Below are 19,127 nucleotides of genomic sequence, written 5' to 3' on the forward strand. Positions count from 1 at the left end.
AAGTGAGAGAGCGCCGGGGAAAACGTGCGGGAGCTGATGGAGCATCCCCGGAAAACGTGCGGGACCTGATGGAGCGTCCCGGGAAAACGTGCGGGACCTGATGGAGCGTCCGTCGTGGGGGAACAAAAAATGCACCTCCGGCCCCGGGGTGGTTCCCGGCACCGGAGGTGCAGTCAGTGCTTCTACGGGCTGTGATCAGGCCTTGGCGGCCTTGCCCGGGAGGGCCAGCTTGAAGACCTTCGCCCAGGAGGAGCCCACCTGCTTGAGCAGCGGCCCGGTGGTGTACTTCAGGCCGTAGCGCTGGCAGATCTCGCGGACCTTGGGCGCCACCTCTGCGTATCTGCTGGAGGGCAGGTCCGGGAACAGGTGGTGCTCGATTTGGTGGGAGAGGTTTCCGGTCATCAGGTGCATGAACTTCGAGCCGGAGATGTTGGCCGAACCAATCATCTGGCGGACGTACCAGTCGCCGCGGGTCTCCCCCTCAACCATTTCCTCGGTGAAGGTGTCGGTGCCTTCCGGGAAGTGGCCGCAGAAGATGACGGCGTGGGCCCAGACGTTGCGGACTGCGTTGGCGGTGAGGGTGCCGTAGAGCGCCTGCTTGCCGGAACCCGTGAGCATGGCAACGGCCGGGGTGGCGGCGTAGTCCTTCGTGAACTGCGTGACAACCTTCTTGCCCAGGGCCTTGAGGTCCTTGAGCAGGGCTTCCTTGGACTTGGTGCCTTCCTTGTACTCCGTGAGCTCAAGGTCGTAGATGGCGATGCCCCACTCGAAGACCGGTGCCAGGATGGCGTTGAACAACGGGTTGGCCAGGTTGATCGGCTTCCAAGGCTGTTGTTCGTCCATGCGCAGGAGGTTGTATCCGACGTCGTTGTCCTTGCCCACCACGTTGGTCCAGCGGTGGTGCAGGTCGTTGTGCGTGTGCTGCCAGGAGCGCGCCGGGGTTACGAAGTCCCACTCCCAAGTGGTGGAGTGGATGTCAGGATCCCGCATCCAGTCCCACTGGCCGTGCAGGATGTTGTGGCCCAGTTCCATGTTTTCGAGGATCTTGGCCAGGCTCAGCAGGGTGGTGCCCGTAACCCAGGCAGCCTTGTTCTTGCTGACCAGGAGTGCCGCACGTCCGGAGATCTCAAGGCCGCGCTGGATCTTGATCATCCGGCGGATGTAGGCGGCGTCTTCCGCGCCGCGCTTGGCCAGGACCTCGTCACGGATCGCGTCGAGTTCGCGTCCGAGCTCGGCCACCTGCTCGTCAGTGAGGTGGGCGGCCGCCGGGGGACGCACAGTGGGACTGCCGGATTCCGCAAGCTTCCCGGGGCGCGTCCTTGAGCTTCCAGTGGAACTGCTTTCGGCAGGGGTGGCCTTGCTGGGTGTTATTACAGACATACCTGGTGCTCCTCAGATTTCGAGGTTGACGGGTCCGGCGGCTGCCGAGACACACGTTTGGATCAGTTGGCCGGGTTCGCCGTGGACTTCCCCGGTTCGGAGGTCGCGGACCTGCCCGGACAGCAGGGGCGTGAGGCAGCTGTGGCAGATGCCCATCCGGCAGCCGCTGGGCATCAGCACGCCGGCGTCCTCGCCCACGTCCAGGATAGGTGTGTCGCCGTCGGCTTCCACCTCCCGGTCGGACGCTTCAAAGGTGACCAGTCCGCCGTCGTGCCCGACGCCGCCTTCGAAGGTGGTGTTGAAGCGTTCGATCATGAGGTTTCCGGGGGCGCCGGCCACCGCAACATCCGTGCCGGACCCCGCTGTTGTGAGCGCGGCGCGCTTCCACAGCGCCTCGGCGTCGTCGAGGAAGCTGTCGGGGCCGCAAGCGTAGGCCGCGCGTTCCTTCCAGTCCGGGCAGATTTCGTCCAGCTGGTCCGTGTTGGTCAAATCCATCCGGCCCTGCTCGCCGGTAAACCAGTGGGCAAGGCGGAAGTTGGGGAACTGGTCCGCGAGTTCGGCCAGTTCCTCGCGGAAGAGGCTGTCGCCGGGGGTGCGGGCGGAGTGGACCAGGACGACGTCGGCATCCGGACGCCGAGGAACAAGGGTGCGGATCATGGACATGACCGGAGTAATCCCGCTGCCCGCCGTGACCATCAGCAGGGGGCGGGGGTGCTCCGGGAGCACAAAGTCGCCCTGCGGCGGGGCCAGGAACAGGACGTCACCTGGCTTGGTGGTGCGGACCAGCGTGCCGGAGACGGCACCGACGTCGGTGACCGTGATGGCCGGATCCTTGCCGGCGGGGGCGCTGAGCGAGTAGGACCGCCAGTGGCGGACGCCGTCGAGTTCGACGCCGATGCGCGCCCACTGGCCGGCAAGGTGGGAGTGCCAGCCGCGGCCGGGCCGGAAGAAGATAGTGGCGGACTGCGCCGTCTCCTGGACCACCCGGGTGACGACGCCGCGAAGTTGCCGCGCAGAGTACACCGGGTTGAACAGCGCCAGGATGTCCTCGGGCGCCAAAGGAGTAGTAAGCACAGAGGCCGCCTGGGCCAGCTGACGTAGCCGGATCATGCGTTAAAGCCTAAAACGGCGCGGGCCATATTTCTCTCTCTCCGTCATATGACCGTTCCGCAGTCACGCTGTAAGGGGGGCGCTAAGCCCCCAAAGCCGCACTCTAAGAGTAACGGCTGCGATGTGCAGAAGGTTCCCAACTTCAGTAAGCATGCTTATCATACGCATCGAAACGGGTGCGCGGACAAGTACTGAAGGAATGACGGCGGCGTTGCGGCCTGGGCTTTACCTGGTCAGGTCCGGGCCGCCTTCCAGCCAAGGGCGGGGGCGACGTAGCGGGCCACGGTGCCCAGCAGCTTGGTGTTGAACCCGACGCCGAGCTGGTTGGGGACCGTGAGCAGCAGGGTGTCCGCGGCCTGGACTGCGGTATCGGCAGCGAGCTCTTCGGCCAGGGCGTCCGGAGCGCCCACGTAGCTTTTCCCGAACCGCGCGGTCAGTCCGTCGATGATGCCCACCTGGTCGCGGCCGTCCCGCAGTGCACTGCCGGCAAAGTAACGGCTGTCCTCCGCGTCAACGATGGGAAGAATGCTGCGGCTGACCGAAACCCGGGGTGCGTGGTGGTGGCCTGCTGCTGCCCAGGCATCCCTGAAGAGCTGGATCTGCTCTGCCTGGAGTTCGTGGAAGGGAACGCCAGTGTCCTCGGTCAGGAGAGTGGAGCTCATCAGGTTCATCCCCATTTCGGCTGCCCAGACGGCCGTCTTCCGGCTGCCGGCTCCCCACCAGATGCGTTCGGCCAGTCCCGGCGACTGCGGCTGGACGGGAAGCAACCCGGTGGCTCCGCCGGCGTAGCGGGGGTCCGCTTCGGCCACTCCGGCACCGGTGATTGCTTTCCGGAAGAGTGCCGTGTGCCGGCGGGCCATGTCGGCGTCGGACTCCCCCGGCTCGGGGCGGTAGCCGAAGGCCGCCGCACCTTGCCGCGCCGGTTCGGGTGAGCCGCGGCTGATGCCGAGTTGAAGCCTGCCGCCGCTGATGAGGTCTGCTGCTGCCGCTTCCTCCGCCATGTACAGGGGATTTTCGTACCGCATGTCGATCACGCCGGCGCCGATTTCGATCCGGCTGGTCCGGGCGGCAATGGCAGACAGGAGCGGGAACGGCGAGGCTTGCTGCCGGGCGAAGTGGTGGACCCGGAAGAACGCTCCGTCCACCCCCAACTCTTCGGCGGCGACAGCAAGGTCAATGGCTTGGTGCAGGGCTTCCGCGGCCGTCCGCGTTTGTGAGCCCTGGCCTGGGCCCCAGTGGCCGAATGAAAGGAATCCGATGCGCTGCATACCTCCCCTAACTGCCCTGGCACCCGGGGAATTCCCGCGGCATGGCTGGCTGACCCGTGGCTAGACTGGCACGGTGACCAACAGCGAGCCGCGCGCCCATGCCGCCACCACGCCGTCGCGGGGGAAGATCGCTGAGCGGCTCCTGCCCGGAGGCGAGGAACCGGATCCGCGCTTCACCCTCGCCAACGAGCGCACGTTCCTGGCGTGGATCCGGACGTCCCTTGCGCTGCTGGCCGGCGGCATCGCCATCGAGGCGTTCACGTCAGACCTGTTCCTGGAGCCTGTCCGGAAGGGCCTGGCGGTGCTGCTGCTCCTCATGGGAATGCTGCTGAGCGCAGGCTCTGCTTTGCGGTGGCTGCGGGTGGAACGCAGTATGCGCAACAAAGCCCCGCTGCCGCTGCCGCTCATAGTCCCGCTACTGGCGGGGGCAGGTGCGCTGGCGGCTGCCGTCTTACTCGTCTTTATCCTCTGGCGCTGAACCTGTGGCCGCTTTCCGCCCTGCCGGCAGCCACGGCGACCCCGGGCTGCAACCGGAGCGGACCACCCTCGCCTGGGGCAGGACCGTTCTGGCACTGGTGACGGTCAGCGCCATCTTCCTGCGCTGGCTCCCCCGGCACGGCCTCCCGATCCTTTTGCTGTTCGCCGTGTCGGCTGCCGCTGCGCTGGCCATTTACGTGACGCAGCGGCGCCGGTACAGGGCCAGCTCCCGCGGCCTTTTGAGGGAAAAGGTCGACGCCGACATCACTGCCGTGCTTTGGACGGCTTTTGCGGGCGTTGCGCTGGGCGGCCTGGGCATCGCGGTGGTCCTCACGGGCTAGTGCCCGCGGCCAAAACCCTAAAACATCGGCAGGACGAAACCTGCGAGCAGCGCCACGGCACCGATCGCGGTCAGGCAACGTCCCAGCACAGCAGCGGTTCTGCCCGGTTCTTCCGGCACCGCCGTTTGCCACTGCGTAGGCCGCTTGGGGTGGTAGTAGATGGGGAGGGTATCCCCCACGGCCATGTCCTTGATGTCGTGCGGCGACATCGGCGCGTGGTGCACCTGGTATTTGCGGTCGAACCATCGGAATCCGACCCCGCTGTTGTCCGAATAGACCACGGCTTCGGCTACATCCCAGGGGTGGACAAAGCGGCGCAGGAAGCCTGTATAGAAGAGAAGGCCCAGCCCGACGGGCAGGCACAACCAGGTGAGCATTTCCAGGATTGGACCTGCCATATCAAGCACGGTGGGCATGAATTTGATGGTACAGGCGTACGCTGAGGGAAACGTTCCTGCGGAAGGGGTAAACATGAACGACGAAGATCTTTTGGCCCGCATCCAGGCCCTGGTGGAGGAGGAACACACCCTCCGCGAAGGATCCGGAGACGGCCAGGCGCCGGACCAGAACCGGCTCCGGCAGGTTGAAGAACGGCTGGACCAGTGCTGGGACCTGCTCCGCCAGCGCCGGGCCAAAGCGGAGTCCGGAGAAAATCCCAATGACGCCGAAGCCCGGCCCGTCAATGAAGTCGAGGGCTACAAGCAGTAGCCGCTGCCTGTTCCCTACACCTCTGGCGGTATCGTTGCCAGAGCGTGCAGCAGTGCGAACAGAAGGAGCTACCCATGCGTCTGGCAGTCGCCCAGATCATCAGCAGCGCAGACCTTGAGGCCAACCTGGAGTTGATCCGGGAATATGCCACCGAGGCCAAGGCAGCCGGGGCGGCCCTGGTGGTTTTCCCGGAAGCTGCCATGCGCGCCTTTGGCCACTCCTTGAGCGACATCGCGGAACCGCTGAACGGTCCGTGGGCTGAAAAGGTCCGCGCCCTCGCCAACGAACTGGGCATAGCGATCGTGGTGGGGATGTTCACGCCCGGGAAGGACGGCCGGGTCCGCAACACCCTGCTGGTCACCGGCCCCGGTGTGGAAACGTCTTACGACAAGGTGCACCTCTTCGACGCTTTCGGGTTCCAGGAGTCCAGGACCGTGGACGCGGGAACGGACCCGGTGACCTTTGAAGTCAACGGCACGGTGTTTGGCCTGGCCACCTGTTACGACGTTCGCTTCCCTGCCCTGTTCACGGCCAATGCCCGTGCGGGGGCACAGGTGAACATCGTCTGCGCCTCGTGGGGAGCAGGGGAAGGCAAAGCCGAACAGTGGGACCTCCTGGTGCGGGCCCGTGCACTGGACAGCACTTCCTTCGTGGTGGCCTGCGGCCAAGGTGACCCCGAAACCGTCGGAGCCGGCCCGGCGGGCGCAGCGCCGACCGGCATCGGCCACAGTGCCGTCATCACTCCCCTGGGTTCAGCGGTAGTTGCGCTGGGCGGGAAGCCCGAACTCGCCGTCGTCGATATTGATCCCTCAGCGGTGGACGAAGTACGCACCAGGCTTCCAGTGCTGGCCAACGCCCGCCAGTTCTGATCCGTCAGGGATATGTCCCGCAAAGCCTCTCCCTGGACGCTGAACGACGACGGCCGTGAACTTCCGTTCACGGCCCGGTAATCTGCGGGATTTTACGTACGACGGCGTCATCTCACCGTTGGTTCCTCAGCCCGCCGGGGTACAGCAGGGCTTCCCGCCCCTGATCGCGCAGCTCACTCCCTCGCGGATGGCGGCTGTTTACATACCCGAAACATTGCCGACACGGGGACTTCACACAGAGGCCATTTCTGTAACCTGAGCGCAACTTTGAGGCGCCTTTCCCGAAACACGGACCGCGAAAGATGGACTGCGGGGGAAATGCGAGGGCCGGATGAGCGCCCCGCTTCGAGGCGCAACGCGAAGGGACCTTCAGGTGGAGATTTCTGCCCAACAAGTCTGGCTGATGATCTCAGCGGCGATGGTACTGTTGATGACCCCCGGGCTTGGCCTCTTCTACGGCGGCATGACCCGTGCCAAGGCAGCCCTGAACATGATCATGATGAGCTTCATCTCCGCCGGGATCGTCGGCGTCATCTGGGTTCTGTGGGGCTACTCCATGACCACAGGCGACGGCGTGCTCGGCATCTTCGGCAATCCCTTCGCCAACTTCGGACTGCAGAACCTGATGGGCTCCCCGGACCTGATCAAGGCCGGCTACAGCGCCACGTTTGCGATCATCACCGTTGCCCTGATCAGCGGCGCCATTGCCGACCGCGCCAAGTTCAGCGCCTGGGCCGTTTTTGTGCCCATCTGGATCACCGTGGTGTACTGCCCGCTCGCCTACATGATCTGGGGCGGCGGCCTGATGAGCGGCGGAGCCATCAGCGCTGTTTTTGGCCAGGTCATCGACTTCGCCGGCGGCGCAGTGGTGGAGATCAGTTCCGGCACGGCGGCCCTTGTCCTTGCCGTGATCGTCGGCCAGCGCCACGGCTTCGCCAAGGACCCCAACCACCGCCCGCACAACATCCCCTTCATCATGCTGGGCGCTGCCATCCTCTGGTTCGGCTGGTTCGGCTTCAACGGCGGCGCCGCAACCTCCGCGGAACAGGCCGGCCTGATCTGGATCAACACACTGGTGACGCCCGCTGCCGCCATGCTCAGCTGGCTGGTCGCGGAAAAGATCCGCCATGGGCACCCCACCTCCCTTGGCGCAGCCTCCGGTGTTGTGGCCGGCCTGGTTGCCATTACCCCTTCCTGCGCCAACATCAGCCCGGTGGCTGCTATCGGCCTGGGCCTGGTGGCTGGAGCGGCCTGCGCCGTCTTCGTGGACCTCAAGTACCGCTTTGGCCTGGACGACTCCCTGGACGTGGTGGGAGTGCACCTGGGCGCCGGCCTTATTGGCACCCTGGCACTTGGCTTCATCGCCTTCCCGGTGGACGGCCAGGGCGGTGGGCTCTTCTATGGTGGCGGCGTACAGCAGCTCATTGCCCAGACCGCGGCCGTGGTCATCACACTGCTGCTTTCGGGCATCGGCACCTTGATCATTGGCCGCGCCATCAACAAGACCATCGGATTCCGGGTCAGCCGCGAGGCAGAGACCGCGGGTGTGGACCTGTCCGAGCACGCCGAGAGCGCGTACGCCTTCGGGGAAACCGGCAACGGTTTCCGTCCCCTGAGCCACGCCATTCCCCACGCCGCTGCCGCCTCGCACGCTCCGGCCGAATCCAGTTCTCCGGCCAACGGAAACACTGCACAGCGGCACGCCAAGGAAGACTCCTTCGCCTGAGTCCGGCTAGTCCGCCAGGATTTTGTAGAGCGCGCGGCGGGTCTCGTCCAGCTTTTCAATGGCAGCAGCCCGCTGTTCCTCGGTGACACCGCTCCGGAACTGATGGATAGCGGCCATCAGCTTCCCGATGCTCTGGTGGAAGTCCCGGTCCGGACTCTCCGGTCCGGTGTTCCAGGCGTTCTCCAACTCCTCGGCGTGCTCGTCCACCCACGCCCTTCCGGCGTCCGTGAGCGAGAACTCTGTCCCGCGGCCTTCGGTGAGGGGCGTGATGAGTTCCTCATCGACCAACTGCTGCAACGTGGGATAGATGGATCCGGGACTTGGGCGCCAGGCCCCGTTGGTCTTTTCGGCAATTGCCTTGATCAGCCCGTAACCATTGGAGGGCGCTTCGGCCAGGAGCGAGAGGATGGCAGACCGGACGTCGCCCCTGCTGGCCCTGCGTGGGCCGCGGCCAAAACCGGGCCCGAATCCAGGGCCAAAGCCTGGTCCGGGACCGCCGCCAAAACCGGGCCCGAATCCGGGACCGAAGCCGGGTCCGAAGCTGCCGCCCCTGTGCCCGTGCGGTCCGCGCCTTCCCCTGCCACGTTCAAACCGGCCCCCGCCGTGCTGCTGGCCGGGGAAATTTTCTTCTGAAATGCCTTTCATGATGGCATCTTCCTTTCATTTTCATGATTGTCGCCGGTCCTTCGGCGATAGTTAACGATATGTCGTTAACTATCGGTGAGTCAATAGGAGAATTGATCAAATCATGACCTTCGATCCTCTGGATCGTCCGTCCGGACCGACGTAGTCTTGTGCCATTCCTCAAAGTCGAGGCTGGAAAATGGCGAAGAAAAAGAAGCGCAGGCGTCGTGCCGGTTCCGCCGTGGGAAGGATCCTGGGATTCCTCGCGGCGAGTGTTATGTGCGGTGTGCTGGCGGCCAGCCTGGTGGTCCCGGCAGTAGCAGCGGCGGGGTTCGGAGTCAGCACCTCCATCGGCTTTTTCGACAGCCTGCCGGAGGAACTCACAGTCCAGCCGCCGTCGCAATCCACCAGGATGCTGACCTCGGATGGCCAGCCCATCGCCACCTTCTATGCGGAGAACCGCGTCAGGATCCCCCTGGACCAGATGTCGCCTTACATCCGGGATGCTGTTGTTGCCATCGAGGACAGCCGGTTTTACGAACACGCAGGCCTTGATCCGCAAGGGATCCTTCGGGCGGTAGTGGCCAACCTGACCAAGGGCGACCAACAGGGCGCGTCCACCATCACCCAGCAATACGTCACCAACGTAGTCAACGAGGCGCGGCTGTCCCAGGACCGGCCGGATGAGGTGATTCTCAGCGGCCAAAAGGACATCGGCGACAAACTGCGGGAGATGAAACTCGCCGTCGCGCTTGAGAAGAAGTACACCAAGGACCAGATCCTTGAGGGCTACCTGAACATCGTCTTCTTCAACAGTGACGCGTACGGCGTGGAAGCTGCAGCCCGGTACTTCTTCAGTACCTCTGCCAAGGACCTGAACCTTCCGCAGTCTGCCCTCCTGGCCGGGCTTGTGAACAGCCCCACCTTCTACAACCCCGCAATCAACCCGGAGAACTCGCTAACCCGCCGCAACCAGGTGCTCGACGAGATGCTCCGTCTGAAGAAGATCAACCAGAAAGAGCATGATGAGGCCGCTGCCGCGCCTATCGAACTGAAGCTCAGCCCGGAGCGGCAGGGCTGTGCCAACGCCTCCATGGCGCCGTATTTCTGCGACTACATCTCGCATCTCATCCTGAACAACCCGGCGTTTGGTCCCAACCAGAGCGAACGCGAGCGGAAGCTCTACCGGGGCGGCCTCACCATCATCACCACCCTGGACAGCAGGCTTCAGGCCGCGGCCCAGGCGCAGGTGGATGGAACGGCGGGGCCCAACCCAGACCGCTGGGGTGCGGCCCTCACAACCATCCAGCCCGGCACGGGCAAGATCCTGGCGATGGCCCAGAACACAGTCTTCCTGCCGGAGCCGGGGAAGTTCGATACCCAATTGAATTTCAATGTGGATGCGAAGGACCCGCAAGGCAACGACCTGAACGGTGCCGGCGGGTTCCAGACCGGGTCCACCATGAAGCCGTTCACGTTCGCTGAGTGGTTGAACGAGGGCAAAACCATCACTGCCCAGGTGGACGCCTCCCGCCGGGTCTATCCCCTGGGCTTCCCGTGGCGCGACAGCTGCGGAAAGGTCTTGGGCGCCTACAGCACCGCGCAGAACAACCCTCAACTGGGCGCGGCCGATGACCTGCAAAACGCAGAAGAAGGCTTCTACCGGCCAATGCCCGTCAACTACGGCGTCTACAACTCCATCAACACAGCCACTTTTGCCTCGGCTGCCCAACTGGACTTCTGCGGGATCCAGAAGATGGTGGATGCAGTGGGACTCCACAGCGGCTTGGACGGCTCTCCCATCAACATGCACCAACTCGGAAACCTGCTCGGCGCCACCGGAGTTGCTCCCCTCCATATGGCTAACGGGTTTGCCACTTTCGCCAACGATGGCCGCTACTGCAACCCCATTGCCCTGCTGGAAATTACCGATGCCAACGGCGGCAAGCTGCCGGCGCAGTCGACCGAGTGCCGGGACGCGGTAAAGCCGGATGTGGCACGCGGAGTCAACTCCGTGCTCCAGGATGTGCTGAAGAAGGGCTCGGGTGTCTGGATCAACCCGAAGGTGCACGACAAGGTTCCTACGGCAGCCAAGACCGGAACATCGAACAACAACGGGTCCACCTGGGTGGTTGGTTACACCTCGGGACTTGCAACGGCTTCCTTCTTCGGGGACGCCCTGGAGGGCCAGAAGCGGGCAGGGCAGAACGTCACCATCAACGGAACCTTCTACCCACGCCTTGACGGCTTCATGATTGCCGGGCCGCAGTGGGCCAACTACATGGTGAACGTGGCTCCGCTCTACCCGGCTGCACCGTTCCCGCCGCCTCCTCCGGCCATGATGGGCTCGAATCCTTCGCCCACTCCCACCCGGTAACCACGCCCGAAGCCAAGGGGAACCAGGCAAGGGGCAGCCAGGCAGGGGGAAATCAGACAAGGGGAAGCCACAGGTCAGGGGCTATGGGCGGCAACCCGCTTTTCAGGGATGGAGTGGGTGTTCACGGCTCGTTCAAGCACCTGAACCGGCGGCTTCACCTGAACTCAAGCACCTGAACCGGCGGCTTCACCTGAACTGAGGGCTTTCCCCTGAACGGGTGGCCTCACCCGATCAGAGGGCATCCCTTGAGCAGTGGGTCTTACTGCCGTTGTGAAGGCGCTACCGGGGAGCGGCGGCACGCTTGCCCTGTACGTGTGGCCGGTGGGTGTTCGTGTTTCGACGGCATGCCGTTGCCCTGGCCCGGAAACAGTTGTGGCGCCCCACCGGGTGCTTCTTTGGTGTGGTTACAGGCTTCGCAGAGGCCCTGGCCGTTGGTGCTGGTGGTTGGGTGCGTCGCAGTAGGGGGTGCGGCAGGTGTCATCCCGTACCTGAATAAACCGGCGGAGCCCTGGCGGGAAGAGCCGGGCCTTGGAGTCCATCCCCACCAGCTCGCCACTGGCGGGTGCGGTGTAGAGCCGGCGCAGCCAAACTTTGAGTTCTTTGCTTTCCACGGTTCCTGCTGAGGGCGCGGTTCCCGGGCCGCCAAAACGAACGGCCCCCGTGCCGCTGTCTGCAGAATCATCTGATCCCGGGCCTGCTGGTCCTGGACCAGCCGCCACAAAACCGGTGGATCCTGCGCCAGCCATTTGCCCACCCAGGATGGCTTCCCTGGCCCATTCGCCTGGAACGATGCCGTAGCCGGTGAGGCGGGCGGGTTCGCTGTCGCCTTGGAAGAGGGTGCGGTCCGTCATGACGAGCTGGAGGTCGATGCCGGTGTAGCCGCCCGGGGTGCCGGTGATGCACTCCACGAGCTGATCGGCCATGATCGCTCCCTTGGAACGCTCATCACCGGAAGATTTCTGGGTGTCAGCGTGGCGCGTGAGGGCTGCGTAGGCGGCCACGCCTTGGGCGACCGGGAGCAGTGCCGTCAGGCGGGTCATCGTGTCAGGTGCCGGACGGAGGGTGATAGTCCGCTCACTTACGGCATGAGATGCCCGCTTCACGACCGACTGGGGGTCCCGCCGGTACGCTGCCGTTCGGACGCACGCGACAACGGCGCGGTCTCCGGCTCCGGTCAAGGTCCCGGTATCGGCTGCGATCTCCTCGTCCACTGCGCACCGGTCCTCGATGGACAGGCAGGCAGTTTCCTTCACCACCAAGGTGGCCCGCCACTCGTTCAACTGGCCCGATTCGAGCGCTGCCAGCGCGTGGGGCATCTCGGTGACCAGGGCTTTCCCCAAACCCAGCAGCCTGCCGCCCCGTGACGGCGACTCCCGCCGGGCGAGAGCGATTTCCGCGCCCACCCCGGCACCAAGCTCATCGGCGGGCACACCGGCTGCGGCCTGCTCCTGACGTGTTGCGAGGTCGTAGGCCACGGCGATCCGGGCCTGCTTCGCAGATACCGCAGACTTCAGTCCTCCAACTCCCGCATCTGGTCAATCATTCTTTGCCGGTCAGCAGCCACAGGAATGGAAGCCAGCGATGCAAGGACGTCAGGGACGGAAGGGACAGCACGGTTCCCCACCGGGACCGCCCCTATCGATAACTGATCCGCTTCCATAAACAAAGTCTTCCAGCAGGGTCAGACAAAACCCCGCTACCAACCTGGCTATGTGGATAACGCGGATATCCTTCACGGGCGCCCCGGCAGAGTGGCAGGATGGCGGGGTGGAAAGCCTCGAAACCAAGCGGCTGATCCTCCGCCCATGGGAGCCGGAGGACGCCGACTTCGTGCTGGACCTCTACTCCCGCTGGGAGGTGCAACGCTTTATCGGCAACCAACCACGCGTGATGAGGAAACGTGCTCAAGCTGAGGAACGGATCCTTACGTGGCGATCCATGGGCAACCCCTTCCACGGCGTCTGGGCCGTTCAGCTGAAAGAGCCAGCCCCTCTGCAGGACCCGGCCCTTCTGCAGGAGCCAGCCCAGCTGAAAGACCCAGCCCAGCCCCAGAACAGTCCGCCCCTGGCCGGCACCTTGCTCCTCAAGTCCATCCCGGCGTCGGGCGAAACGCTTCCGCTGCAGCCCTCGGGTGAGACCGAGATTGGTTGGCACTTCCACCCCGATCACTGGGGGCACGGTTACGCGTCGGAAGCAGCCAGCGCGGTCCTCGCCCACGCGTTCGACAACGGGCTGGACAGGATCGTGGCGGTCACGGCCCCGGCCAATACTGCATCACAGAGGGTCTGCCTGCGCATCGGAATGACCCACCGGGGACAAACCAACAGGTACTACAACGCAACCTGCGAGCTCTTCGAAGTCACATCACCCTAGCCCGGCCCCTTCCACAGACGCTGCCACCACGAGCGCGGCGGTTCCGGTTCCGGCGGCGGAAGCTCCTGGGCCCGGGCGGCACGGCGCTGACGCCACCGGTCCACCTCTTCGTCCACGTCCCGGGTCTTGGTGATCACCGGCGGGCCGCCCTGGAGCTGGCGCCGGGCGTCGATGACACGGCGGTTGAAGTCCTGCAGCATGTCCCTCACCTGTTGCTCGGTGTACTGCGCGTCCAGTTTGGCGTCCAGTTCGGCATCATGGGTGCGCAGCAGGAGGGCGGCCGGTCCGAGGCCACTGATGTTTTCCCGCTGGATGAGGCCCTTGACCCACCAGTCGGGGTCGTATGACTCCCCCAGGCCCGGGATCGGCTTGCCCGCATATTTGAGGTTGTCGAACTTTCCGTGCGCCATCGCATCCCGGACCAGGTATTCCGCCCGTGCGGCGTCGCTGACCTTTCGGCGCTTTTCACGCTCCTGCGCGTCAAGGGCGTCGAGCGCGGCTTCCTCCTCGGAACTGATGCCGGCTCCGCGGTAGGACCGGACCTCGGCGGCACGCTCCAGTCGCTTCCGGAAATCCTCCGCACCGCCGCTCATCGCCGCCACCACCCCTCGAAATGTTGCTTCCTTCCAGTATTCAGAAGCTTTTCGTCCGGTTCAACGCCCTCCCGCCAGCACGCATTCCGGGCGGTCCTGGACCTCCCGGCCGGGGGCGAAGGAATGCGTACGACGGCGGGAGGTGCCGCCGTCGTACGCTTTCCTTGGATGCCGTGAAGGTCAGGCGTTGGCGTGCTCGGCGAGGATGGCGTCGATCTGGCCGACGGCCTCCCGCATACCTTCCTCCATGCCCATCTGGACCATCTGCTCCATCTGTTCTTCGGATTCGAAGGTGGAAACGATGGTCATCCGGGTCCCCCCGCCGGTGTCCTCAAGGGTGACCGTGGCGTGGGTGGTGCCCATGGACTCGACCGGAGCCCCGTTTTCGTCGGCGAAACCGTCGTCGAACTCCAGCTTGCCGGGAGCCTCGATGGCAGTGAAGCGCCACCAGCCGCCGGCCTTTTCACCCTCGGGCCCGGTCATGTAGTAGCCGGCTTTTCCGCCGGACTCGAAATCGAACTGTTCAAAAGTGGCAGGCCAGGTGGGCGGACCCCACCAGCGCTCCAGCTGGCGTGGGTCTTCCCAGAGCTGCCAGACGCGTTCGACTCCAGCGTCGAACTCCGCAACGAGAATGAAGCTGAGCGCCTCAAGATTCTTGGTGGAACTGATAACCGGCATTGCAGAACCCTTTCCTTATCCTTCAGCCAGAATGTCAGCGATCCGGCCTACGCGCTGCCGCCAGATCGCCTCGTACTCATCGAGCAGCCGCCGGGCCTTTTGCAGCCCTTCGTGGTTACCGCGCACGATCTGCTCCCTTCCGCGCTTCTCCTTGGTGACCAGGGAGGCGCGCTCCAACACCGCCACGTGCTTTTGGACGGCAGCGAAACTCATGGCGTAAAGGCCCGCGAGGCCGGAGACCGAATACTCACCAACCATCACCCGCCGGACGATGTCCCGGCGCGTGGAATCGGCGAACGCCTGGAAAAGCCGGTCAAGTTCGGTTTCGCGGAGCTGATCTACAACCATCTGGTTGTACGATAGTCCTGGCGGGTACAGGTGTCAATGGGTTTCCTACAAGGAGCACCTGCGCAAGGAACGCTTGTACAACGAACACGCGGCCTGGATTGCCGTGGTGGCCGCCGTGGCTGCGGATGAGGGTACGGCGCTTTTCCTGCCCGACGGCGGAGCCCCGGTCTTCGAGGTGAGAGGCAGCGGCAGCTGTTGGGACATCCGCAGGACCAGGGGAAGGCTGGAGGGTGGCCGTCCGGACGGCAAGCGACAAGGTGCCTAAGCGTCGAAGTGTGTCTGGATGCTGGTGCCCTGCAGCTGTTCAATCAGTTCCGTGGCCACGTCCCGCAGCTTCCGGTTGCGGTTGCTGGAGACCTTGGTCAGGATCTCCATCGCTTCTGATTGCGAGCACCTGTTCTGCGCCATGATTACACCACACGCGAGGTTGATGGCGGTCCGGCTTTGCATTGCTGCTTCCAGGTCTTCCGCCCGGTTTTCCGCAGTTTTGATCCGGACCGACAGATGCAGCGTGCTGTGGGCGGCGGCGCCAAAACCCACGGCCTTGTCGTAGACGTTGGGGCTGAAGACGCCCGGCCTGGACGCGAAGAAGTTCAGTGCCGCGCTTGCTTCATTGTTGATTTCCAGGGGCACACCCAGCGAGCTGTAGACGCCTGACTCGGCGAATCTTTTGGCCAGCTCTGGCCACCGGGAGTCCGAGGAAACATCGTCGATAATCACCGGCGACATCTCCTTCAGGGCCCTCATGCAGGGCCCATCACCGACGGCCTGCTCGATGCGGTCGAGCTCGATGGCCCGATTGCTGCTGCCGGCAACCGTAGACGGCCTGCGCCGCAGCTTGACGGTCACGGCGCACTCAACGGCATCCCCCGACGCTTCGGAAACCGCTGCAGCGGCCAGCCCGGAGAGCCCCGACAGGAACTGCAGGCCATCCTCCGCCCCCACCAGGATGTCTTGAAGCTGCGCGACCGATTCGTTGTCCGATGAATTCGACATAGGCCCATCTTATGTGCCACCCATAAAAGCGGGGGCGTTGGAGTATTAGAGCTAGGGACGGTTGTGTTCCAGGGCTGCCGCCTCGGGTTCGTCCGAGGGCTTGGGCATCATCCTTTCCGATGCGCGCCGGATCGCTTCCCGGGCATGTGCCAGTCTTCGACTATCGAGTCCTGCCCCGTGCAGCGCAGCTTCCAGTTCGGTCATGGCATTGTGCAGTGCCGGCGCATCCGGGTGCTGGATAACAGCCGGCATGCAGGCATCAATGGCGGTCTGGAAGCTTTCCACGTCGCTTGGGTGCAGCCTTGGTGCAAGCCGGGTGAACGAGCGGACCAGTTCGGCACAGGTTTGGACCTGGCGCGACTCCGCACTGGCAATAACGAGGTTGGAGAGGGCCGAAAGTCCGCGGGCCACCGCTCCGTCCGTATAGACAATGGGAAGCTCCTCCCGATCCTTTGAACGGTCCGACCGGTCCCGTTCACCACTGATCAGCCAGCGCCCGAGGAGATCTGAGAGCGACCGCACAGCCACTATGGCTGTGCTGGGACTCTGGCCTGCGCTGGTGGCCGTGGCCCAGGCAATGTTCTCCAGCTGGTCCAAGGCATAGCCCGATTCCGCGTCAACGTCCCGAACGTCGTCGATGCCAAAAGCGGAGAGGACGTCTGCGTCGTACGAATCGTCATCTGCGTCCACCCCCACAACCCGCGCCACCACTTCGGCGAAGACGAGGTACTCACCGAGCCTGCCCTCGATGAGGATCTCAGCGTTCCTGCCGACCCGACGCGCCACTTCGGCCAGTTTGGGAAGGTCAATGGTCACCACGTATCCGCTGTCCAGCACCTTGACTGATCTTTCGGCTGCGCCCGGGAACGTCCGCCGTTCAACCCTGGTACTGCCCAACAGGCGCAGCTCGCTTTCCCTGGCCTCAAGGGCCAGTTCATGGATAGAGCGCATCACGGACTCGGGCCGCATCTGGTCGATGGTGGCGTGGATCAACATCAGCAGGACAACCAAGGCAACGATAGTCAAAAGCAAGGTTATACATGCGCCGTAAACAGGGGCCGGCCCCTCCTCCCGGGCAAGGCCGAGGACCAGGAAAGTGAAGGCGGAGGCGCCAACAAAAAAACCGAAGTAGGCCTGGTTCGGCTTGCGACGAAGAAACTGGTCCAGGACTACCGGAGTGAGGGAACTCGCTGTTTGCTGCACTGCAAGCAGCAGTACCGAGAACGTAATTGATGTGACGGTCAACAGGCTCGTTGCCACAGCGGACACGAAGTCGACCGCTCCGCCGCCAGGCACCAGGCTTTCAGCCGCGGCACGCAGCCCCGAGCGGCCGGTGGAGGAAGCATCCAGCACCGATACCACCACACCGGCAACGCAAAAAGAGATTGTAACCATCAGTGGCAGCCGCAGAAACTCGGCAACTCCGCGCTGAAGCCGGCTCGCCTCATGCATGCCGCCCGAGCTGCGGAGAGGATCCCGGAGCGCTGCTTTCCGCACCGCAGGTTTGTCCGTGTTACTCACCCGCCCACACCTCCGGATCTGTCCGTCCGTCCCCCATCCACGAATTAAGACCGCCTGCCTGACCACTTCGAATAACTACAAATACTGAGGATCAATGTTTACTTACCCGGCCGTCCGGGCCTTATTCAACGGGCCCGGACAGCAACGGATTCTTTGGCGAGCCAAGCGCCTATTCAGGAAGTTCCATCTGGAAACCGCACTGGCAGTGCAGTACCTGCGTGGTGAGGTAGACGTCCAAGGCGTCTTCAAACGGCCCGTCAGTGAAGGCCGGCATGCTGAGCCGGCGCAGTTCGGAGCCGGTTTTCCGCATGGGTTCCCCACAGTGGATGTAGTGCCTGCCGGAGGCAAGCACACCTTCGATGCGATTCCCGGGTCCCTCCGGATGGATGGACATTGCTATGCGGCGGCCGGGTAGCTGGACAGGATGTAGTCGGCCGCTGCCGGGCCCACCATCCGGAGTTTGGTGTCGTGGAGGTCGACGCCGGCCCGGTGCATCGCTGCGCGGAAGGCGACGTCCGTCTTGGCTAACATCCCCTGGAGCAGGCACCAACTGACGTAAAGCCCATAAAGGCAATCCGCAGACATAGGGCAGTCAGTGTCGAATTCCGGGACGGTTGCTTCAGCAAGGAACTTTGTGAAATGCGAGTCAGCCACGATGGCCCTCTTTCGCCGGTGTGCATTTTTCCGCCGTCTTGCTACAGCGGTCACTCCTGAAAGGCCCTGCACATGGCCCGGAGGGGTAAGTCATCAAAATAAGTGACGCCTACCACTAAGAATTTACGCACTGGCCGTACTTCTGTCCAATCGCATTTGTGGCGTACCCGCTGAACTCAAGGCATTACTCATCGAAGTGTGTACGCAGCGCGGGGTCCGGCGAGACTGATTCGATGACCCCTGCCGCCACATCCCGCAGCTTGACGTTGCGGCTGTTGGAGGCCTTCCTCAAAATGGCCATCGCTGCGGCCTGGCCGCATCGGTTTTGAGCCATGATCACGCCCACGGCAATGTCGATGGCCGTCCGCGACTTCATGGCAGCCTCCAGGTCCTCCTTCGCATCCCTCAACTGGGCCAGGCGCAGTTCAAGCCGGAGCGTTTTGGAAGACTGCTCGCCAAAAAACTCGGCCTGTGCGATGTCCCCAGGTGAAAAACCCTGAGCTGCCGATGAATAGACATTCAGGGCAGCCGAGGAGTCCCCCTCGAGTTGCAGGGGCACACTGAGGATAGAGCCGACACCATAGGCTGAGACTGCCTGGGAATACTCCGGCCAGCGGTGTTCGCTGGCAACATCTGCCACGTAGATAGTCTTTCCGGTCCGCATGGCCGCCAGGCAGGGCCCGTCACCATAGGCGTACTGAAGCTCATCCATGACCCGGGCCCTGGGCGTACTGGAAGCGACGGTGATGGGGCGCTTCCGGCGCACCACCGTCACGTTGCAGTGGAGTTCTCCGCCGGGCGGGGCCAGGAGGGAGGCCGAGAAAACCGCGAGTTCCTCGAAGAAGTCCTGGGCGTCAGCGGTTTGCAGGACGAGGTCCTGCAAACGGGATACGATCCCGTCCTGAATTGCAGCGGCAGCGGGCAAAACGTCTGCTCTGATGGGCAAAGAGGCTGTGTCGGGCTGGGCGTCCATTTCGATGTCCCTGAAATTGGGCTTCAACCGCAGCGGTTTCCCACGCGGCCTTTAGACGCCCACTTCCAAACGCTTTCCCCAGACTACATCGAGTCGACGTTCTTACGGAAA

General features: G+C 63.9%; 21 protein-coding genes and 1 pseudogene. 8 read left to right on the top strand and 14 right to left on the bottom strand.

Annotated elements, in window-relative coordinates; translation table 11 throughout:
• Positions 1–195: 195 nt before the first annotated feature.
• The 3 genes from QFZ36_RS09250 to QFZ36_RS09260 all read right to left on the bottom strand — a co-directional run bounded on the left by QFZ36_RS09250 (position 196) and on the right by QFZ36_RS09260 (position 3,758).
• Positions 196–1,380 carry a fatty acid desaturase family protein gene (locus QFZ36_RS09250; RefSeq protein ID WP_306635777.1) on the bottom strand — a complete coding sequence of 395 codons (1,185 nt, stop codon included), beginning with the start codon at positions 1,378–1,380 and terminating at the stop codon, positions 196–198.
• Between the two features lie 12 nt (positions 1,381–1,392).
• A complete protein-coding gene (locus tag QFZ36_RS09255) occupies positions 1,393–2,490 on the bottom strand; it encodes a ferredoxin reductase (protein WP_306635778.1) in 1,098 nt (365 codons plus the stop codon).
• A 233-nt stretch (positions 2,491–2,723) separates the two neighbouring features.
• The gene (locus QFZ36_RS09260; protein WP_306635779.1) at positions 2,724–3,758 is read right to left on the bottom strand and encodes an LLM class flavin-dependent oxidoreductase; all 1,035 of its coding nucleotides are present in this window, start codon (positions 3,756–3,758) and stop codon (positions 2,724–2,726) included.
• Between the two features lie 73 nt (positions 3,759–3,831).
• On the opposite strand from QFZ36_RS09260, the gene QFZ36_RS09265 reads away from it, so the two are divergent.
• Both QFZ36_RS09265 and QFZ36_RS09270 read left to right on the top strand, forming a co-directional pair.
• Entirely contained in the window at positions 3,832–4,236 is a 405-nt protein-coding gene (locus tag QFZ36_RS09265; RefSeq protein WP_306635781.1) for a YidH family protein, read from the top strand.
• A gap of 4 nt (positions 4,237–4,240) precedes the next feature.
• Entirely contained in the window at positions 4,241–4,576 is a 336-nt protein-coding gene (locus QFZ36_RS09270; protein ID WP_306635783.1) for a DUF202 domain-containing protein, read from the top strand.
• Positions 4,577–4,593: 17 nt separating this feature from the next.
• Here the strand turns inward: QFZ36_RS09270 and QFZ36_RS09275 are convergent, their stop codons facing one another.
• Positions 4,594–4,992, bottom strand: a complete 399-nt coding sequence (locus QFZ36_RS09275; protein WP_306635784.1) for a hypothetical protein — start codon at positions 4,990–4,992, stop codon at positions 4,594–4,596.
• Positions 4,993–5,047: 55 nt separating this feature from the next.
• Between QFZ36_RS09275 and QFZ36_RS09280 the strand changes: the two genes are divergently transcribed.
• The 3 genes from QFZ36_RS09280 (at position 5,048) to QFZ36_RS09290 (ending at position 7,879) form a co-directional block, all read left to right on the top strand.
• On the top strand, positions 5,048–5,284 hold the full coding sequence (locus tag QFZ36_RS09280; RefSeq protein WP_306635785.1) for a DUF2630 family protein: 237 nt from the start codon (positions 5,048–5,050) through the stop codon (positions 5,282–5,284).
• A gap of 74 nt (positions 5,285–5,358) precedes the next feature.
• On the top strand, positions 5,359–6,153 hold the full coding sequence (locus tag QFZ36_RS09285; RefSeq protein ID WP_306635787.1) for a carbon-nitrogen hydrolase family protein: 795 nt from the start codon (positions 5,359–5,361) through the stop codon (positions 6,151–6,153).
• Between the two features lie 373 nt (positions 6,154–6,526).
• Positions 6,527–7,879 carry an ammonium transporter gene (locus QFZ36_RS09290; protein WP_306635789.1) on the top strand — a complete coding sequence of 451 codons (1,353 nt, stop codon included), beginning with the start codon at positions 6,527–6,529 and terminating at the stop codon, positions 7,877–7,879.
• 6 nt (positions 7,880–7,885) lie between these two features.
• Here QFZ36_RS09290 and QFZ36_RS09295 read toward each other — a convergent pair whose 3' ends face one another.
• Positions 7,886–8,524, bottom strand: coding sequence for a PadR family transcriptional regulator (locus QFZ36_RS09295; protein ID WP_306635790.1), 639 nt, complete (start codon positions 8,522–8,524; stop codon positions 7,886–7,888).
• A gap of 178 nt (positions 8,525–8,702) precedes the next feature.
• Between QFZ36_RS09295 and QFZ36_RS09300 the strand changes: the two genes are divergently transcribed.
• Positions 8,703–10,880: a transglycosylase domain-containing protein gene (locus tag QFZ36_RS09300; protein WP_306635791.1), complete on the top strand. Its 2,178-nt coding sequence runs from the start codon at positions 8,703–8,705 to the stop codon at positions 10,878–10,880.
• A gap of 164 nt (positions 10,881–11,044) precedes the next feature.
• Here QFZ36_RS09300 and QFZ36_RS09305 read toward each other — a convergent pair.
• A pseudogene (locus QFZ36_RS09305) lies at positions 11,045–12,540 on the bottom strand (HNH endonuclease).
• A gap of 107 nt (positions 12,541–12,647) precedes the next feature.
• Here QFZ36_RS09305 and QFZ36_RS09310 point away from each other — a divergent pair.
• Positions 12,648–13,253 (top strand): GNAT family N-acetyltransferase, encoded by a 606-nt coding sequence (locus tag QFZ36_RS09310; RefSeq protein WP_306635793.1) that lies wholly within the window; start codon positions 12,648–12,650, stop codon positions 13,251–13,253.
• Here QFZ36_RS09310 and QFZ36_RS09315 read toward each other — a convergent pair.
• The 3 genes from QFZ36_RS09315 to QFZ36_RS09325 all read right to left on the bottom strand — a co-directional run bounded on the left by QFZ36_RS09315 (position 13,250) and on the right by QFZ36_RS09325 (position 14,872).
• Entirely contained in the window at positions 13,250–13,846 is a 597-nt protein-coding gene (locus QFZ36_RS09315) for a DnaJ family domain-containing protein (RefSeq protein ID WP_306635795.1), read from the bottom strand. The two genes, QFZ36_RS09310 and QFZ36_RS09315, sit on opposite strands and share 4 nt — an antisense overlap.
• Positions 13,847–14,026: 180 nt before the next feature.
• Positions 14,027–14,524, bottom strand: a complete 498-nt coding sequence (locus QFZ36_RS09320) for an SRPBCC family protein (RefSeq protein WP_306635796.1) — start codon at positions 14,522–14,524, stop codon at positions 14,027–14,029.
• A 15-nt stretch (positions 14,525–14,539) separates the two neighbouring features.
• Complete coding sequence (locus QFZ36_RS09325) at positions 14,540–14,872, bottom strand: ArsR/SmtB family transcription factor (protein WP_306635797.1); 333 nt, start codon at positions 14,870–14,872, stop codon at positions 14,540–14,542.
• A 73-nt stretch (positions 14,873–14,945) separates the two neighbouring features.
• Between QFZ36_RS09325 and QFZ36_RS09330 the strand changes: the two genes are divergently transcribed.
• Entirely contained in the window at positions 14,946–15,137 is a 192-nt protein-coding gene (locus tag QFZ36_RS09330) for a hypothetical protein (protein WP_306635799.1), read from the top strand.
• Here the strand turns inward: QFZ36_RS09330 and QFZ36_RS09335 are convergent.
• The 5 genes from QFZ36_RS09335 to QFZ36_RS09355 all read right to left on the bottom strand — a co-directional run bounded on the left by QFZ36_RS09335 (position 15,134) and on the right by QFZ36_RS09355 (position 19,016).
• On the bottom strand, positions 15,134–15,868 hold the full coding sequence (locus tag QFZ36_RS09335; RefSeq protein ID WP_306635801.1) for a GAF and ANTAR domain-containing protein: 735 nt from the start codon (positions 15,866–15,868) through the stop codon (positions 15,134–15,136). The genes QFZ36_RS09330 and QFZ36_RS09335 overlap by 4 nt on opposite strands.
• A gap of 51 nt (positions 15,869–15,919) precedes the next feature.
• Positions 15,920–17,320, bottom strand: a complete 1,401-nt coding sequence (locus tag QFZ36_RS09340; RefSeq protein WP_306639153.1) for a DUF2254 family protein — start codon at positions 17,318–17,320, stop codon at positions 15,920–15,922.
• A gap of 238 nt (positions 17,321–17,558) precedes the next feature.
• Positions 17,559–17,699 carry a hypothetical protein gene (locus QFZ36_RS09345; RefSeq protein WP_306635802.1) on the bottom strand — a complete coding sequence of 47 codons (141 nt, stop codon included), beginning with the start codon at positions 17,697–17,699 and terminating at the stop codon, positions 17,559–17,561.
• A gap of 86 nt (positions 17,700–17,785) precedes the next feature.
• Positions 17,786–17,920: a hypothetical protein gene (locus QFZ36_RS09350; protein ID WP_306635804.1), complete on the bottom strand. Its 135-nt coding sequence runs from the start codon at positions 17,918–17,920 to the stop codon at positions 17,786–17,788.
• Between the two features lie 307 nt (positions 17,921–18,227).
• Complete coding sequence (locus QFZ36_RS09355) at positions 18,228–19,016, bottom strand: GAF and ANTAR domain-containing protein (RefSeq protein ID WP_306635805.1); 789 nt, start codon at positions 19,014–19,016, stop codon at positions 18,228–18,230.
• Positions 19,017–19,127 lie beyond the last annotated feature (111 nt).

Origin of the sequence: Pseudarthrobacter siccitolerans (assembly GCF_030823375.1) — a bacterium.
GTDB lineage: Bacteria > Actinomycetota > Actinomycetes > Actinomycetales > Micrococcaceae > Arthrobacter > Arthrobacter siccitolerans_A.

Bases quoted from the DNA above. Each gene is read 5' to 3' on its own strand.
- QFZ36_RS09275 (WP_306635784.1), bottom strand. From the start codon at position 4,992: ATGCCCACCGTGCTTGATATGGCAGGTCCAATCCTGGAAATGCTCACC.
- QFZ36_RS09285 (WP_306635787.1), top strand. From the start codon at position 5,359: ATGCGTCTGGCAGTCGCCCAGATCATCAGCAGCGCAGACCTTGAGGCC.
- QFZ36_RS09350 (WP_306635804.1), bottom strand. From the start codon at position 17,920: ATGTTAGCCAAGACGGACGTCGCCTTCCGCGCAGCGATGCACCGGGCC.
- QFZ36_RS09300 (WP_306635791.1), top strand. From the start codon at position 8,703: ATGGCGAAGAAAAAGAAGCGCAGGCGTCGTGCCGGTTCCGCCGTGGGA.
- QFZ36_RS09325 (WP_306635797.1), bottom strand. From the start codon at position 14,872: ATGGTTGTAGATCAGCTCCGCGAAACCGAACTTGACCGGCTTTTCCAG.
- QFZ36_RS09255 (WP_306635778.1), bottom strand. From the start codon at position 2,490: ATGATCCGGCTACGTCAGCTGGCCCAGGCGGCCTCTGTGCTTACTACT.
- QFZ36_RS09345 (WP_306635802.1), bottom strand. From the start codon at position 17,699: ATGCGGAAAACCGGCTCCGAACTGCGCCGGCTCAGCATGCCGGCCTTC.
- QFZ36_RS09315 (WP_306635795.1), bottom strand. From the start codon at position 13,846: ATGAGCGGCGGTGCGGAGGATTTCCGGAAGCGACTGGAGCGTGCCGCC.
- QFZ36_RS09250 (WP_306635777.1), bottom strand. From the start codon at position 1,380: ATGTCTGTAATAACACCCAGCAAGGCCACCCCTGCCGAAAGCAGTTCC.
- QFZ36_RS09340 (WP_306639153.1), bottom strand. From the start codon at position 17,320: ATGCATGAGGCGAGCCGGCTTCAGCGCGGAGTTGCCGAGTTTCTGCGG.
- QFZ36_RS09320 (WP_306635796.1), bottom strand. From the start codon at position 14,524: ATGCCGGTTATCAGTTCCACCAAGAATCTTGAGGCGCTCAGCTTCATT.
- QFZ36_RS09295 (WP_306635790.1), bottom strand. From the start codon at position 8,524: ATGAAAGGCATTTCAGAAGAAAATTTCCCCGGCCAGCAGCACGGCGGG.
- QFZ36_RS09260 (WP_306635779.1), bottom strand. From the start codon at position 3,758: ATGCAGCGCATCGGATTCCTTTCATTCGGCCACTGGGGCCCAGGCCAG.
- QFZ36_RS09280 (WP_306635785.1), top strand. From the start codon at position 5,048: ATGAACGACGAAGATCTTTTGGCCCGCATCCAGGCCCTGGTGGAGGAG.
- QFZ36_RS09355 (WP_306635805.1), bottom strand. From the start codon at position 19,016: ATGGACGCCCAGCCCGACACAGCCTCTTTGCCCATCAGAGCAGACGTT.
- QFZ36_RS09335 (WP_306635801.1), bottom strand. From the start codon at position 15,868: ATGTCGAATTCATCGGACAACGAATCGGTCGCGCAGCTTCAAGACATC.